A 15,929-nucleotide genomic window follows, 5' to 3' on the forward strand; every position below is an offset into this window, starting at 1 on the left:
AGCGGGTTTTCTAAAGCTGTCCGCCCGGACCGCTGTCCTCCACTTCTCCGCGCCAGGCACCTGTTTCTGTTCCCCGGGACTCGATGAAGTCTTTAGATTTCCGCAGATCGGCTTTAACCTGCATCTCGTCGATCTTCAAGGCCGCACCTGCCTTCTCGGTAAAGGTTTCCGGTGCCCACTCGAAATGGACGTTGACTTTGGTGTGGTTATCATCCATCCGGGTGAACCGCACGACGCCGGCATGGGACTTCCCGTCGGTACTGCGCCAGGCGATTCGGTCATCAGGCTCCTGGTCCACGATTTCGGTATCGAATTCGCGCTCCACGCCAGCGATTTTGGTGACCCAATGGTTGGTGGTGTCAGTTAGTTGAGTCACGGACTCTACACCGGACATGAATTGGGGAAAGGACTCAAACTGGGTCCACTGGTTGTAGGCCGTGCGAACCGGGACGGCGACATCGATGGTTTCTTCAACGGTTTCCATTTTTCCTCCTATTGTTGGAGCTGCCCGCAAACAGCGGACAGCGGTAGGCCTCCGAGGGCGAGCTGGAGTACGCGTCGGTTCAGAATGGTTGTGATCTCCGGAAAGTGGAGCGCCTGAGGATAGTCCGATGGACTTCGTCCCGGCGATGGAAAACCGCCGGGGAGGTAGGGATCAGAGATGATCGACATCGACTGTTTCCTCAAGAAAGGGAGGCTGCTGCCCACCTCTGGACCATGCTCCCGCTTTTAGGCTAGACCTCGATATGTTGTGGGGCAAGGATCCGATGAGGCCCGCAGCGAGGAGGCAGTTCCGAGGGATGAAAGAGGCCTGTCCCGATGTTGAGAACTTTATAAATCCATTCAAAGTTCCTTTTGAAGGATGTGATCGAAATGGTTAAGATCGCGATTGTTGTGGGCAGCACCCGTCCCGGGCGGCGAAGCAAGCAGGTGGCCGATTGGGTGATTGAACGTGCGGTGGCCAAAGGCGGCGCCTAGTAGAAACTGCTTGATTTGGCCGATTACAAGCTGCCGTTATTGGATGAGCCAATGCCTCCATCCATGGGGAATTATCAACACGAGCACACCAAGAAGTGGGCACGCGCAGTAGCGGAATTTGATGGCTATGTCTTTGTCACGGCCGAATACAACCACTCCGTTCCCGGGGCATTGAAGAACGCACTCGATTTCATCTACGCCGAATGGAACAATAAGGCGGCCGGCTTTGTCTCATACGGAAGTGCCGGTGGGGTGCGCGCGGTTGAAAACCTTCGTCTGATATCCGGCGAACTCCAAATGGCCGACGTCCGGGCACAAGTGGCGCTGCCCTTCGCTACGGACTTTGAAGGTTTCACGACGTTCACCCCGAGTGCAACGGCGGAAGAAGACCTGGACGTCCTCATTGAGCAAGTCCTTGCGTGGTCGACAGCCCTAAAAACCATCCGCCACTAGCACGTCCGGTTAGGAGGAGCAGTACCGGCTGCGGCCTGTAGGTCCCCCAGAGCCGGGTGGGAACCTTCGCTGTCTTGCCTTGCGTCTTGGGCGGGAGCTTAATGGTGCTCGGGGCGCCGCCCGACGCTCCTGTCTTCGGAGGAGAATACTATGAGCCTGACGACTAAATCACTCGCAATTATTGGCATTGCGTTCGCGGGAACTTTAGGACTCGCGCCGGCTGCGTCAGCAACGATCCACCCCATAGTCGAATCGTTTGATTGTGCCAGCCAAACCGCTTTTGAGAACCATCCACTGGGAGACGTTGCTGAGGTTCCGGGCGTGACCCCAGGATATGGCCATCACTCCACCAACAGTGATCTTGCATCCCTGTCAGCCACGACGAACGGATTCACCGAGACGAGCCCAGCTTGGTCTGACTTCAAGCTCAACGGCACGTGCGGGCAGGTAGGTCAATAACAGAGGAAGAATGCGACCCCTGCTGGGAGGGGTCGTGCCGCAAGCCCGGTATGCGGAAACGGCGTGCCCCTGAAACCCTTTGAAATTCAAATATCGTGCACCGAACTAAGTGCCGCAGAACGTCCGGTATGGCCCGAAGCTGTCGGGAGCGGGCGCGGCGTAATAGTCCAGGCCCGGGCGTTCGCTAAACGGGGCCTCAACTGCCTCAAGCAAGCGTTCCATTGGCCCGGTATCCCCTTCCGTGGCGGCCGAAAGGGCTTCTTCCACCAAGTGGTTGCGGGGGATGTAGACCGGGTTGATGCGGTCCATGGCATCGGCATCCGGAGACACAGCCCGCCAGCGTTCCAGCCAGGCATCGAACGCCGCCAGGTCAAGGATCATGCCCCGGGAAGGTTCAACGTCCCCGCGGGCGGCATTGCCAAGGCTGCGGAAAAACGAGGTGTAATCCGCACGTGACTCTTGAACCAACTCAAGCAGGTCATCCACCAAAGGTGAGGCAACGCCGTCGTCAATTCCCTGAGGTAGCCCAAGCTTGGCCTTCACGCCGTTGAACCAGGCAGCGCTGTACTGCTGGCGGAATCCATTAAGTGCCTCGACGGCAAGGGCGACCGCCTGCTCGTCATCCTCATGAATAAGGGGAGCGAGTGATTCGGCGAAACGGGCGAGGTTCCACTCGGCAACCAGCGGCTGGTTGCGATAGGCATAGCGTCCGGTTTCATCGATGGAGCTGTAGACCGCTCCCGGATCGAAGCCTTCCATGAAGGCGCACGGACCGTAATCGATGGTTTCGCCGGACACGGTCATGTTGTCGGTATTCATGACACCATGCACGAAACCGACGAGCATCCACTGGGCCACCAGTTTCGCTTGGACCGCAATGACGCCCTTTAGGAGCCCGAGATAGCGGTTGGTTTCCGCCTCTGCCGACGGGTGGTGGCGTTCGATCGCGTGGTCGGCAAGGCGGCGCAGCAGATCCATATCGTTGGTTGCCCTGGCGTATTGGAAACTGCCCACCCGCAGGTGACTGCTGGCAACCCGGGTCAGAACAGCGCCCGGCAGGAGGGTCTCACGCTGAACCGGACGGCCCGTCGCGACTACCGCCAGGGACCTCGTGGTGGGAATGTTCAAAGCATGCATCGCCTCGCTCACGATGTATTCGCGAAGCATGGGGCCCACCACCGCCTGGCCGTCACCGTTGCGGGCAAAGGGCGTCCGCCCCGAGCCCTTAAGGTGGACGTCGCGGAGCTTCCCGTCAGCGCCGGCGATCTCCCCCAGCAAAAGGGCCCGGCCATCCCCCAAACGGGGCGAGTACCAGCCGAACTGGTGGCCTGAGTACGCCTGGGCCACCGGGGTTGCCTCTTCCGGGAGGGCATTACCTATCAGCAGCCGCAGGCCCTCCGGGCTGCGGAGGAAACCAGGATCAAGACCGAGCTCGACGGCGAGGGGCTCGTTGAGTGCCAAAAGCTGCGGATCAGGCGCTTCTTCCGCCCGCCACGGAATAGCCATCTCCGGGAAGTCCCGGGCGAAATGGCCCTCAAGGGCGATGGTGGAATGCGCAATTTCGCTCATCATTCAAGGATAGCGATGCGGGAAGGGACCCCCGTAGCGCAGGCTTCGGTGAGCGCTTTAGAGCCTAGATCATTCCACCGCGCGCGCCGATGATCAGTTCCAGGGACCGGAGCACAGCGAACGGGACAACGCCGCTGGTGCGGGGGTTTTGCGGCGATACTTTGTTGCAGATTTCAAAACGGTAATTCCCGCTGCCTCCGGAAGCCTCGATCAAGTGCGTCGTCAACTCGGCCGCCGGGTCGGCCCTCACCGACACAGCCACAGCGTTCCAGTCATCTACTGCAAGGGCGACGGCGGCTGCCACGTTAAGCGACTTGGGGAACAATTGCGTGGCCTGGGCTGCGGGACCGGAAAAGATCTCGATGGGACCGGACGTGTTCCGAATGCGATCGGCCTCCACCTCGTCCATCCACGGCTGAATCAGGGAACCCGGGAGCTTGGTTGTGGTTATCCTGACGGCGTCATAGCCTGTTGCGCGGGCGCCCGACGCCAACAGGTCCAGGCCACCAATGGAGCCCGGGGTCAAGAAAAGCCTGCCGGGCCCTGCAGCCGACAACCGCGCTGAGAGGTGTGGGTCCGCAAGGGCCCCCAGTGAGGTAGCGAGCAGGTCTACGCCCGCAGAAAGCACCGCCTCGCCATGGTCTATCAAGACCTCCTGCCCTGCGCATTCAACCAGCAGGTCACAGCGCTCCAACGCTTGGTCAATATCAAGCCGGGGAGCCGGCGCGTTGTCTATGGCGCTGCGGGAGATGATTCCTTCAAGGGTGGCCCCTTTGACTTTTCCAGCGGCAATGTCAGCAGCAACACGGGCCCCAATGGCTCCATGTCCGATTATTCCGATCCTGCGGGCTCCTGGCTTCATTCGATTCCTTGCTTGATGGAGTGGATGGACGAACCGGCGCCGTGATCGTCTATACGTTCAGGGTGAGTTCGTCCGCGGAGGAAGCCTTCGGGTCATAAGCGACGATGGAGGCTTCAGCTTTTTTCAGTAGCAGCGCCAATTGGTCGATCTCCTTGGCGGTCAGGCCGGCGAGCATATTGCGCTGCGTTTCCAGATGCTTTGAGATGACCTCGTCAATGAGCTTTTTGCCGTGGTCCGTCATCTGGGCGTAGACAACGCGACGATCCTCCTTCGACCGAACCCGCTCAATGAGGTTTTGTTCCTCCATGCGGTCCAGCCGGAAGGTGATGCCACCTGTGGTCAGCATGGATGAACTTGCCAGTTCACCGGCTGTCTTCCGATGCGGCGGGCCGGATCGGCGCAGGTTCGCCAAAACATCAAAGGATGCCAACGTGAGCCCGTACTCCTCATAGTTCACATCCTGAACAGCCCGCTGCCGTGCCACCAGGCTCTGCAGGCGGCCAAAGACGCCGATGGTCCTGGGATCAAGATCAGGGCGCTCGCGGTGCCAGTCCTCAATAATGGCGTCCACGGCGTCCATGTCAGTGTTCCGCGATTCGGTGGTCATGCGCAGTCTCTCCTTCGTCCGGTCTAAGTATCTTAACACTGAGCTTCCCAATGCGTGCGGCAATTTTCGCGCACTTTCCACCGACATCTTGCAGCGTGCTCCATTATATCTTAGTCTTGAGATAGTTAGAGTCGAGGGAGATTCACTCCGCGTCTGGCTCTTGCGAAATCTGGCAATAACCATCCGAGAGAGGTCCATCATGAGCGACGTTATCGACAGCAAGTTACCGGAACTTGAGGAGCTGATTGATTCGGCTATCGCCTCGCGTGACAGCCGGGTTGTTGACTTCAATACCCTGAAATTCCAGACCAAAATGGGTGAGAAATTCCGACGCGGACAGGTCCGCTACATCGGTTCCGGAGCAACCGGAGACCACTCTGACGACAACAACATCCTGCAGGCGGAACACTTCACCTTTTCCAACATGGTGCTGCCCGCCGGATGTGTAGGTCCCGAGCACACGCACCCGGACGTCGAAGAGGTGTTCTTTGTCCTCGAAGGACAGGTGGAGTTCAGCGTTCACGACGTCGAAGACGGCAACAAAAAGGCAAGCCGCGTGCTGGGCTACCGCGATCTGATCCGGGTGCCGGCAGGCGTTCCCCGGAGCTTGCGCACCGTCAGCGATGAAGACGCGATTATCTGCGTGATCATCGGCGCCAAGAAGCCGGAGATCCCCTTCTATCCCCCTACCTCGGAGATGTATGGCGTGACCCGCTAGATCTTCACGAACCCGGGTACCGGCCAACGCGGCCGGTACCCGGGTTCCGTTTTGCTGGATTGTTTGGGATCGGAAGAACTCCATCATGGCAACCAGAAAGAGCCTGCAGCTCGAAGATTTTCGAGCTGCAGGCTCTTTGCTGTATCCATCCAATGGCCGGTGGAATCACCAACCTGAAGGACGGGCTAGGCGAGTCCCTCTGAGAGAATGGCCGCCTGCTTCTGGGCGTCGGCATCATGGACCCGACGGATCCTGGCTACCCCAAGATCGTGCTGGTACAAGTGCTCGTCCTTATCGGCATCCGCAGCCAGCGCCTCCAACAGTTCGCGGTCCTGTTCCAAGACCACCCAGTGCTTTGCTTCAAGGGTTGTCTTATACATGAATCGCCAGACGTCCCGTTCCCAGTCGGAAACGGTCCGGGTACGCCAATGGAAGACGGCGGAAGTATGGGCATCGATGGGAGTGGACATCCCTACGATCCCGAAAGAACCCCCGGGGCCTGCCGAATCGGCGTACGGGATCTCCAGGTCCACGTAATCCATGGATTCACGGCAGTACTCCACCCAGTCAAAGTTCTTGCCGCGTTGATCGGTCTTCTCGAAGAAGAATCCCCGATCGGTCTCGCGAATGCGGAAGCGGGCACTCGTATCGCCGCCAAACATCGAATGCGAGTCACGGTGGAGGAACGCACCGTGCATTGGGTCCAACACGTTGTCCATGTAGAAACGCCACGGACTATTCCATTCCGCGTAGTTGGAGAACCAGGAAACGTCGGGGTTGTCCAGGCGGTCGGGCAGCTTGAACTCCGTCACCTCCGAGTCCTCGGTCAAGGGCATGAAGGCAAAGATCATGTCAGCGCCTTCCTCCACAGCCAGCGACGCCGTCACTGTCTTACCCTCAAGCGCGCAGCCCGGCATGCCCGGAACCGAAACCACCGTGCCGCGTCCGTCCACCTGAACGCCGTGATACTTACAAGCCACGCGGTCCCCCAGGTGTTGGCCGACGGACAAAGGGGCGCTGCGGTGGGGACAGCGATCCTCCAGCATCCGGATTTGCCCCCTGGCGTCACGGAACAGCAGCCAATCCACGCCCAGCCGCCGGACTTTAACCATGTCGCCTGGACCCACGAATCGCGACGGGTAAATGGGATACCAGCGATCCCTCAATCCCGTTGCAGCCAGCTCTGCGGCGTCGAGTTGGCGGCGCGTGCCGACAACAGTTTTGATCTTGGCCCTGCCGGCCCTGGCTCCGGCTGCTGCGGTGGCAGTTGCAGTTGCAGTTGTCATGTCCTAATCTCCCAGTCGTCGCATTTCGGAACGGAATCGGGTTTCATCCCAAGGTTCACCGTCCGGGGCGTTGAGGCCCAGATTGTTCAGGCCCGAGACAATTGCCGGCAGTTCATGGCTGCCACTGGCAAAAATCTCGGACAGAGCCCCGGCCAGCTTCAGCTCATAAGGATTGGGTGGACCCAAGCGGGACTGGTTGGCTTCAAGATATTGTTCAGGCACTGTGTTCCTCCTGTGTTTCGGTGACAGTATGCAGACCTTCAGCGATATTCATGAATGACCTGCTCCACTCGTTAAATGAGTGGGATCGGCTTTGATGTGCTGGAACGGCGGTGTTGTCGATGATGACAAAAACCCCGTTACTGATGCCGCCGGCAATGCTTTGCGGTACGGAGATATCGGTATCGATGTCAGGCGCAGCGGCGATGACCAACGACGGCGCCCGCACCCGCCGGAGCGTGGCCACAAATCCGTCGACAGACATGTCCACCAGCGGGTCACCGAGGATGAGGCTCTTGACCTGTTCCGGGTGCAGCGCGGCTAGGGTTATGGCCCCATACGCGGCTGTTCCGGTGGCCAGAATGTGCGCAGGACCTTCCGTTGACTCGTGAAGCGCGGACGAGGCGGCTTCAACCCACTCATCCATCTGTCCAGGCGGTCCCGTAACGTCCAAGCTAAAGCCGATTCGGGGTTCCCAGGCACGGGCGCCCAAAGCGTCAAGCTGATGGGCAAACCATTCGCGTGCTCCCCCGCGACCGTGCAAGCACATAACGTCATGCTGTGGCATGACATCGTGGGGTTCCATCGTGTCGCTTGGCGCATGGCCGGGGCGCGGATCTACTTCCGTACTTGATTTCATGTGCTCCCCTTCTCCTCTACTGATGTGGGGTTGGAATGTGCACCGGCGGCACGAATGCGCCCGGGACGGGGTCCAAGGCGGTGACGTCGATCTCGATTACCGCTGGCCCCCGCACCGCGAGCGCTTCGACCAAGGCCGCGTCAAAGGACCCCGGGCCGCGCACCTGCCAGAATGGCAGGTTCAGTGACTGCGCGAGCAAAGCAAAGTCCGGTGTGTGCAGGTTGACTCCTGCCTCCGCGAAGCCGTTGGCTTTCTGCATATTGCGCAGCACCCCATAGCCGCCGTCGTTGAAGACCAACACCACGCACCAGACCCCTGAACCGGCAAGGGAGGCGAGTTCACCCAGATGAACGGCAAGGCCGCCGTCGCCGGCAATAACTACCGTGGGAACATCCGGGCGGGCGCAGGCTGCTCCAATGCCCATGGCCAAACCTTGGCCGATTCCGCCTCCCAGCGGAAAGATATTGGTCTCGCGGGAGTACATTTCCAGCAGGCGGTTGCCCCACTGGCTGGAGGGTATGGTCACATCACGTGCAACAACGGATTTACGGTCCAGGCGTTCCCCGAGGCTGTGGCAGATTTCCGCATAGCCACCGATGTACTCAGTCAGCTCGGCCCGTACCTCAAGGCGGACGTCGTTCACCTGTTGCGACCAGCCGGGATCCACGGAATGGCTACCCAGCTGGGTGACCATCGCCTCCAGTATTGCGCGGGAGTCGCCCACCAGACCCACCGTGGCCGGATACACCCGGCCCACGGCTTCAGGGTTGAGATCCAGCTGGATGTGGGTGCCGGGCAGTTTGAGTGAATAGTGCTTCGTCTCGTTGGAACGGAAGTGCGTGCCAACACTCAACAGCAGATCAGATTGTTCGATCAGCCGGATTGCGGCGGGAGTGGTGGCGAAGTTCCCGATGACAAGATGGTTGTCTTCCGGAACCACACCCCGGCCGGAGTTGCTGGTCAGCAATCCCGCGCCGAGACGGTGCAGCAGAGCTGCAAGTTCCAATTCCGCGCCTGCCGCTCCTCCCCCGGCCCAGATCAGCGGTCGCTTGGCACCGGCCAGGAGCCGAACGGCTTCGGCGACAGCATCGGCGTCGTAATCGGGTAAAGGCTTCACCTGGGCATCAACCGGGCGCTGATCCTCCGGGTGGGCAAGGTACTGCAGATCAGTAGGCCACTCGATGCTGGCCGGTGTGTGAGGAGAGGAGAGCAGGTGTGCGATTGCCTCCTCCAAATCCGCCTCGGCATCCTTGCCGTTAAAAATGGTGCGCGCATAGCCGGAGACCGCGTGGAGCATCTGCAATTGGCGTGGGACCTCATGGATCACGCCACGGTTGCTGCCCATGAATTCGCTGTCGATCTGGCCGGTAATGTGCAGCACACGGCTTCCGGCGGTGAGCGCCTCCACCATGGAACCTGCGGCGTTGCCGGCTCCTGTGCCCGTGCTGGTGAGGGCAATGCCGATTTTGCCCGAGGCACGGGCATAAGCGTCAGCAGCATTGACTGCAGCGGCCTCGTGGCGGACGGCAACAAAGTTCAGCTCCCTGTCCACGGCCTCGACGAGGGGAAGATTGTGGATGCTGATCACGCCGAAAGCCGTATCGATGCCATGACGGCGCATCACACGGACCAGGACGTCACCGCCCGTTGGCCCCCTTGGGACCGTTGATTCTTGTGTCACTGACATATTTGGATCTCTTTCCTGATGAGGTTCCGCTGGCTAGACATAGCGCCCAACGCCACCGCCGACGTCGATGGTTGCTCCTGTGGTGTATCCGCTGAGGGGCGAGAGCAGGGAGACAATATGGAAAGCCACCTCCTCAGCCGTGCCGAAACGGCCCAGCTTGATGCCGCGGTTACCGGCGATTTCGGCACTCCACGCCTCGTAGTCGAGTTCAGAGCCGGCTTCCTCGAAGCGACGCCGCCACTGCCCGGTGTCCACCAGACCGAGCAGGACCGAATTCACCCGCGTTCCCTCTGCGGCCAGATCTTCGGCAAGGGAATGCGTGAGGTTAAGCAGTGCGGCGCGGGCAGCAGAGGTGGCAGCCAGGCGTAACTCGGGCTGCCGGGCGAGGATCGCATTGACGTTGACCACCGAGCCGTGCGGTGATGCATTCAAGGCAGATCTGGCGGAACGTACCATGTTCAAAACGCCGAAAATCTTCAGGCTGAACTCATCACGCAGCTGCTGGTCCGTGGTTTCCTGGAGCGTTGCCATCAAGGATCGGCCAGCGTTACAGACCAGTCCATCAACGGCACCAAACCGATCCAAAGTGCCCGCGATAAACCTGTTCGTGGCATCTTGGTCGGTGACATCGCACGAAGCAAGGTAGATCGAGTCCTTGTCCGCCCACGAAAACTCCTCGAATGCTGCGGCCAAGCGGCCTGCATCGCGCGCACAGGCAGCAACCTGCGCACCTTCGCTCAGCAAATAGCGGGCAGTGGCAAGGCCGACGCCGGAGCTCGCCCCGGTGACAACCACCGTGCGGTCCTTCAGTTGCAGGTCCATGTTGTGGGACTCCTTGTTAGTGGTTTTCCGCTGCGGGCGGTTCAGTAATGCAGGACTTCAGTGGCCAATGACTTCAATGGCCCATCACGAAGCCGCCGTCCACCACGATGGTCTGGCCGGTGATGAAGCCTGCGGCTTCGGACAGCAGGAACTGGACGACGCCGGATACGTCCTTGGGTTCTTGGTCCCTGGGCAGGACGCGGTTCTCTTCGTAGAGCCGGTAGCGGGAGGCCGGCACTGACTCGGTGGCCTCCACCCGGGTCAGCCCTGGGGCAACGGCATTGACGCGGACTCCGGCTGGTCCCGCGTCGCGGGCCATTGTCCGGGTCATCGCCAGGACAGCCCCCTTTGATCCGACGTAGTGGACCAGCCGTGGGGAGCCGTAAAGCGCTGCGTCCGATGCGATGTTAACAATGGACCCTGCCTGGCTTTGTGCCAGCTGGGGGTAAAGGTGTTTGCTGACCAGCCAGGTCCCGTAGGCGTTGACGGTCATCACCCTTTGGAAGAAGTCTTCGTCCAGTTCCCAAAAGGTGTCCCCGCCTACGCCGTCGGCCAATGCCGCATTGTTGACCAGTGCATCCGCACCGCCCAGCTGCTGGACTGCAGCGGCCAGGTCCGCCACCGAGGATTTGTCAGCGATGTCGGTGATGACCGCCGTCGCGTCAAAGCCCCGTCCGCGAAGTGTGGCGGCCGCCTGCTCGGCGAGGTCTGTGTTCTTCTCGGCAATGACTATTCGGTCTCCACTGCTTGCCAATCGTTCGGCAATGTCGAACCCGAGCCCACGCCCGGAGCCGGTAACTACCACGAGGCGCGTCATTGGATGCCCTCCCAGAAAGCGAGGATGGCAGCGGACATCTCCTCCGGTTTTTCCTGCACTGCGGCGTGCCCTGCACCGGCAATGATGCGCAGTGCAGCACCGGGGATGTTCTCTGCAAGGACCTTGGATTCCGCCACGCCAGTGATCACATCGTCCTGGCCTACCAAGACCAGCGCCGGGATCCGCAGCCGGGGCAGCAGGTCCGTGGTGTCGCACTGCGCCATCATGGCGGCGGCCGACGCAAAGCCGGACATGCGGACGGCAGCCATGTCCGCCCGAACAGCTTCGGCCACCCATGCCGGGGCGGATGGGGAGACCAGCTTTGCCGATCGTCGGGCCGCGAGAATTTCAGGACCGACGGCGGCCAGTTCCGGAACGCGGGCAAGCATGCGCTCCGCGGCTGTTCGTGTAATTCCCGAACCCCGGGTGCTGTCCGCCAGCACAATGGACCTCACTGCCTCCGGAGCTTGGGCCGCTATCCGGGTAGCAATAACGCCACCCCATGACGTGCCAATCAGGTGGGCGGGGCCCAGATTCAAGGTGACCAGGATGTCCAGCACCAAATCAGGATGATCCAAGCCTTTCGGTGGCGCCGCCGATTCGCCGTAGCCGGGAGCATCCCAGCAAAACGTCTGGTATCCATGGGCGCTCAGCAACTGGGCCAGGGCCCCACAGGAGGACGCGGCTCCCCCGATGCCGTGCATGAGGAAGACCGGGATCCCTTCCCCGCGGATAACAAGGGAGACCCCCTGGACAAATTTCCGGCGTTCGGCAACGGTGTCCATCGGCGCCGTTTCGGCGGCTGGCGGCAGGGAGCTGCTACGCATGGGCTTTTTCTGCGGCAGGAGCTTCCACCGTTGAGAAGTAATCCTCACGTCCAGGGACTACAAGCGACCTGTACCCGCTGTCCGGAACGCCGGCCATGGCGCTTCGGACCGCTGAAGTGGGCGGACCTGCGGTTCCCCATTGGTCGGAGAGTTCCGGCGTCCGCTCCCACGTGCGGCACAGCCAACTGTCCTCATCCACCTGGGCAACTTCGGAGGTGTATTCGCAAACCAGGCCAGAGGGGTCCGTGAAATACGAAAAGGTATTGTCGCCGGGACCGTGCCGGCCCGGCCCCCACTGAGGCGCGATGTTGTGTCGCTTCAGGTTGCCGATGCCGCGCATGAAATGGTCAATGCTTTGCATCTCGTAAGCCACATGATTCACCGAGGTCCAGGGGGCCTGGTTGAAGGCGATGGCATGGTGCTCGCTGTTGCACCGCAGGAAGGCCATCTGGTGCTCGGACCAGTCTGAAATCCGCATCCCCAGCACCTGGGTGTAGAAGGCGGTGGCCCGGTCAATATCCACGGTATTGAGCACCACATGGGCGATCTTCCGTGGCAGGGCACGCCGACCAGCCGGCTCCTGGCTGACTACGGCGTGGACATTGGCGGAAAGTTCCACCAGCCTGCCTTCGGGGTCAATCAGCTGAAGACCGTAGCCGCCGGCAGCATCATTTAAAGGACCGGGCTCACGGAACAGGGGAATCCCCAGGGCGTTGAGCTTAGTGGCTGCACGGTCAACGTCCTGCGGCGTGGACAGGGCGAAGGAGACCCCGCCCAGGGCGTTCTGCTCGCCCTTTTCAAGCCTCAGGATGTGATGTTCGGACCCCGTTCCGCGGAGCCAAAATTTGTCGGTGTCCTCCTCCACAGTGGAGAGGCCCCAGACTTCATGGTAGAAATCCCTCGCTGGCCGGGTATCGGGCACTTTCAGGGACACAGAACGCAGCGACCGCAGATTGCAGACAGGCTCTGCTGAGAAATAGTTCATGGGAAATCAACCTTCAGTCGAGTGATGTTCGTGCTAGAGATCCAAAATGAGTTCCCGGGACCGGCAACGTGAGACGCAGACAAACATTGATTTGTTCTCTGCCCGCTCGGCCGGTGAGAGGAGGAAATCACGGTGCTCAACGTCCCCCTCGATGACCCCGGTTTCGCAGGTTCCGCAGATGCCCTCTGCACATGAGCTGGGAACGTTCATGCCGGCGTCGTTCAGTGCATCCAGAACTGAAACATCGGGCCCGACGGCGATCCGCTGGCCAGTGCTTTGGCAGATGACGTCGAAACTTGTCGGGTCGAGTTCCGGTCCGGGCACGACGTCCGGTGCCTTGAACCGCTCAATCCTCAATTTCGAGTCGTCTGCCATGGCACCGGCTACGGCCTGCATCAAGGATTCAGGGCCGCAGGCATACACCAGGGCTTCAGGAGGGAGCGAGCCGACTGCCTCCGAGAGATCCGCGTAGTTGCCGTTGTCTTCGTCGGCAGCGTGAATACTGATCCGATGCCGGGGCAGGCCTGAAATCTCTGACAGGAAGGCCATGGTGGAACGTGACCGGCCGGTATATAGCAGTGACCAGTCAGCTCCGACCGATTCCAACTGCCGAACCATGGAAATGATGGGGGTGATGCCAATACCGCCTGCTACCAATGCATATCGCCCGGCATGTTCAAGCTCGAAGTTGTTGCGCGGACCCTCAACCTTAATGAGCGTTCCCACCGGCAGCTCATCATGGATCAGCCTGCTGCCACCGCGGGAATCGGGGGTTCGGAGCACAGCAACCGTCCAACTGGTGGAGTCTTCCGGGTCCGAACACAAGGAGTATTCGCGGGTGAGCCCATTGGGCAGGTGCAGGCTCAGGTGGGCACCTGGAAGCCACTGCGGAAGCTCCGCCCCGGCGGGATCAACAAACGTAATCCGGATGACGCCGTCGGCTTCCCAGGTTTTCTGCTGCACCCTGAGCGTCAGCACCTTCGGCTCCGCGCCAGCAGGAGTCACCATCCTGCGATTCTGAATTTCCACACTCATAGGTCTTCATTTCCTCCGGTGCGCGATTGCTTCGATTTCCACCGTGGCTCCATAAGGCAGGGAGGCCACCTCCACAAACGAACGTGCCGGGCGGGGCGACTCGAACAGCAGCTCGTAGTGCTTGTTGGCTTCATCCCGCAGCGTCACGTCGGTGACGAAGTAGGTGGTTTTTACGACGTCCTCCAAGGACATACCGACGGATCCGAGTCGTTCGGAGAGCCTCGCGGCTGCGGCGACCAGCGCTTCGGAGCGTCCGGGTACGGCAATACCACGTTCATCCACCGACAATGCGCCGGAGATAAAGCCGAATCCCCCGGCTACAAAGGCGGGGCTGTAGGGGTGAGCATTCATTGACGTACCTTTCGAACGCAGGATGGTGGTAGCCGGTCCAGCTAGTTGGCGGCCCATGGGATGGAGGCACCCGAGAGGTCGATGTAGATGCTCTTCTGGTGCATATAGGATCGAATGCCGTCCCGGCCCTTTTCGGTGCCCAGGCCGCTTTCCTTAAGCCCGCTGAACGGGGTGGCGATACTGAACTGCTTGTAGGTGTTGACCCAGACCGTGCCCGCCGAAACGGCCCGGGCTGTTCTCCAGGCCAGGCGGTAGTCAGCGGTCCAGATGCCGCACGCCAGGCCAAAAACACTGTCGTTGGCTTGAAGGACGAGATCGGCTTCATCATCAAACGGCAGGACGACTGCCACCGGCCCAAAAATTTCCTCCTGGCAAATGACGTCCGAGTTGCTCACGCCAGCAATGATGGTGGGCTCGTAGAACGCGCCGGCCTGCAGCCTGGAGTCATTGGGGGCAGTGCCGCCGCAGAGGATGCGGGCGCCCGCCAGCCTCGCGTCTTCAACCATGCCGGCCACGGCGTCACGGTGGGCGTGGGCGACCAGTGGCCCCACCTGGGTGCTTGGATCCGTACCTGGTCCGATTCGCAGGGCTTCGGCACCTTTGACGAGTCTTTCGACAACGGAGTCGTAGACCGATCGCTGGATGAAGACGCGCGAGCCGGCAATGCAGCTCTGACCGCTCGAGGAGAAGATGCCATAAAGCACGCCGGCCACAGCCTGGTCCAGGTCGGCATCGGCAAAAATAATGGTGGGCGATTTTCCGCCCAGCTCCAAGGTGATGGGCATGATTTTCTCGGCTGCGATATGGCCCAGTTGACGCCCCGTGGAAGTCCCGCCCGTGAAGGAAATCTTGCCCACATCAGGGTGTCGCGCGATCGCGTCGCCCACGACGCGGCCGGGGCCTGGAAGGACAGAGAGCAGACCTGCCGGGAGGCCGGCCTCCTCACAAATCCGTGCCAACAGCAGCGAAACCCATGGAGCCCAGACCGGCGGCTTCACCACGACGGCGTTCCCCGCCGCGAGTGCCGGCGCCACTTTTTGTGCGTCGCTGGCAATCGGCGAGTTCCAAGGCGTGATAGCCCCGACGACTCCGATCGGTTCATAGGTGGACATGCTGAGGTAGTTCCCGCGAGGGGACGTCAGCGCATTCTCCATGGTTTCCAGTGCAGCCGCGGTGAACCGGAAGGTTGCTGCCGCGCTCATGGCGAGCGCCTTGGTTTCCACGAGTGTCTTACCTGTGTCCAGCGTCTGCAGGTCGGCAATGCGATCTGCGTTGATCTCGATGGCCGAGCTGATGCGGTGCAGGACGGCAGCGCGTTCGTGGGGGAGCATCTTTGCCCATCCCGACTCTTCCACGGCTTTCAGGCCGGCAGCCACTGCGGCGTCCACATCCGTCGTCGTCGCTCCATGGAGGGTGGCGAAAACCTCAGAGGTAGCGGGATTGACCGATTCGATCAGCGCGCCGCCGCCTCGGGTCCAGACGCCGCCCACATAGATTTCATCCCGCGTATCAAGGCTGTCCGTACTCATCTTCAGCTTCCGTTCATCTGTCTGTTATGCCCAGGCCGTGAATTCATGTGAACTACGTCATAGGAAAAGAATATCAGTAGTAAGA

The 15,929-nt window shown here is 60.7% G+C and carries 18 protein-coding genes; 3 read left to right on the forward strand and 15 right to left on the reverse strand.

Annotated elements, in window-relative coordinates:
* Positions 1-10 precede the first annotated feature (10 nt).
* Entirely contained in the window at positions 11-484 is a 474-nt protein-coding gene (locus tag LDN82_RS17330; protein ID WP_224165188.1) for an SRPBCC family protein, read from the reverse strand.
* Positions 485-1,029: 545 nt separating this feature from the next.
* On the opposite strand from LDN82_RS17330, the gene LDN82_RS17335 reads away from it, so the two are divergent.
* Positions 1,030-1,431, forward strand: a complete 402-nt coding sequence (locus tag LDN82_RS17335; RefSeq protein ID WP_346347097.1) for an NADPH-dependent FMN reductase — start codon at positions 1,030-1,032, stop codon at positions 1,429-1,431.
* A gap of 150 nt (positions 1,432-1,581) precedes the next feature.
* A complete protein-coding gene (locus LDN82_RS17340; protein ID WP_224088639.1) occupies positions 1,582-1,890 on the forward strand; it encodes a hypothetical protein in 309 nt (102 codons plus the stop codon).
* 105 nt (positions 1,891-1,995) lie between these two features.
* Here LDN82_RS17340 and LDN82_RS17345 read toward each other — a convergent pair whose 3' ends face one another.
* The 3 genes from LDN82_RS17345 to LDN82_RS17355 form a co-directional block, all read right to left on the reverse strand.
* Positions 1,996-3,459: a protein adenylyltransferase SelO gene (locus tag LDN82_RS17345; protein WP_224167563.1), complete on the reverse strand. Its 1,464-nt coding sequence runs from the start codon at positions 3,457-3,459 to the stop codon at positions 1,996-1,998.
* A 64-nt stretch (positions 3,460-3,523) separates the two neighbouring features.
* Positions 3,524-4,321, reverse strand: a complete 798-nt coding sequence (locus tag LDN82_RS17350) for an aspartate dehydrogenase domain-containing protein (protein WP_224165189.1) — start codon at positions 4,319-4,321, stop codon at positions 3,524-3,526.
* A gap of 49 nt (positions 4,322-4,370) precedes the next feature.
* Positions 4,371-4,928 carry a MarR family transcriptional regulator gene (locus LDN82_RS17355; RefSeq protein WP_224088645.1) on the reverse strand — a complete coding sequence of 186 codons (558 nt, stop codon included), beginning with the start codon at positions 4,926-4,928 and terminating at the stop codon, positions 4,371-4,373.
* Between the two features lie 199 nt (positions 4,929-5,127).
* Here LDN82_RS17355 and LDN82_RS17360 point away from each other — a divergent pair, with 199 nt between their 5' ends.
* Positions 5,128-5,646, forward strand: coding sequence for a cupin domain-containing protein (locus LDN82_RS17360; protein ID WP_224165190.1), 519 nt, complete (start codon positions 5,128-5,130; stop codon positions 5,644-5,646).
* A gap of 185 nt (positions 5,647-5,831) precedes the next feature.
* Here LDN82_RS17360 and LDN82_RS17365 read toward each other — a convergent pair whose 3' ends face one another.
* The 11 genes from LDN82_RS17365 to LDN82_RS17415 all read right to left on the reverse strand — a co-directional run bounded on the left by LDN82_RS17365 (position 5,832) and on the right by LDN82_RS17415 (position 15,844).
* Positions 5,832-6,932 carry a Rieske 2Fe-2S domain-containing protein gene (locus LDN82_RS17365; RefSeq protein WP_224165191.1) on the reverse strand — a complete coding sequence of 367 codons (1,101 nt, stop codon included), beginning with the start codon at positions 6,930-6,932 and terminating at the stop codon, positions 5,832-5,834.
* Positions 6,933-6,935: 3 nt separating this feature from the next.
* Entirely contained in the window at positions 6,936-7,154 is a 219-nt protein-coding gene (locus tag LDN82_RS17370) for a recombinase-like helix-turn-helix domain-containing protein (protein ID WP_224165192.1), read from the reverse strand.
* Positions 7,147-7,791 (reverse strand): alpha/beta hydrolase, encoded by a 645-nt coding sequence (locus LDN82_RS17375; RefSeq protein WP_224165193.1) that lies wholly within the window; start codon positions 7,789-7,791, stop codon positions 7,147-7,149. The genes LDN82_RS17370 and LDN82_RS17375 overlap by 8 nt, the downstream gene beginning before the upstream one ends.
* 16 nt (positions 7,792-7,807) lie before the next feature.
* A complete protein-coding gene (locus LDN82_RS17380) occupies positions 7,808-9,478 on the reverse strand; it encodes a thiamine pyrophosphate-binding protein (RefSeq protein WP_224165194.1) in 1,671 nt (556 codons plus the stop codon).
* Positions 9,479-9,511: 33 nt separating this feature from the next.
* Positions 9,512-10,300: an SDR family oxidoreductase gene (locus tag LDN82_RS17385; protein WP_224088652.1), complete on the reverse strand. Its 789-nt coding sequence runs from the start codon at positions 10,298-10,300 to the stop codon at positions 9,512-9,514.
* 73 nt (positions 10,301-10,373) lie between these two features.
* A complete protein-coding gene (locus LDN82_RS17390; protein ID WP_224165195.1) occupies positions 10,374-11,117 on the reverse strand; it encodes a 3-oxoacyl-ACP reductase family protein in 744 nt (247 codons plus the stop codon).
* Positions 11,114-11,944: an alpha/beta hydrolase gene (locus LDN82_RS17395; protein WP_224165196.1), complete on the reverse strand. Its 831-nt coding sequence runs from the start codon at positions 11,942-11,944 to the stop codon at positions 11,114-11,116. Before LDN82_RS17395 ends, LDN82_RS17390 begins: the two co-directional genes overlap by 4 nt.
* Complete coding sequence (locus LDN82_RS17400; protein ID WP_224165197.1) at positions 11,937-12,929, reverse strand: VOC family protein; 993 nt, start codon at positions 12,927-12,929, stop codon at positions 11,937-11,939. The genes LDN82_RS17395 and LDN82_RS17400 overlap by 8 nt, the downstream gene beginning before the upstream one ends.
* Positions 12,930-12,962: 33 nt before the next feature.
* The gene (locus LDN82_RS17405; protein WP_224165198.1) at positions 12,963-13,937 is read right to left on the reverse strand and encodes a PDR/VanB family oxidoreductase; all 975 of its coding nucleotides are present in this window, start codon (positions 13,935-13,937) and stop codon (positions 12,963-12,965) included.
* 33 nt (positions 13,938-13,970) lie between these two features.
* Positions 13,971-14,315 (reverse strand): RidA family protein, encoded by a 345-nt coding sequence (locus LDN82_RS17410; RefSeq protein WP_224165199.1) that lies wholly within the window; start codon positions 14,313-14,315, stop codon positions 13,971-13,973.
* Positions 14,316-14,356: 41 nt separating this feature from the next.
* Entirely contained in the window at positions 14,357-15,844 is a 1,488-nt protein-coding gene (locus LDN82_RS17415) for an aldehyde dehydrogenase (protein ID WP_224165200.1), read from the reverse strand.
* Between the last annotated feature and the right edge of the window lie 85 nt (positions 15,845-15,929).

Origin of the sequence: Arthrobacter sp. StoSoilA2, assembly GCF_019977195.1 — a bacterium.
GTDB lineage: Bacteria > Actinomycetota > Actinomycetes > Actinomycetales > Micrococcaceae > Arthrobacter.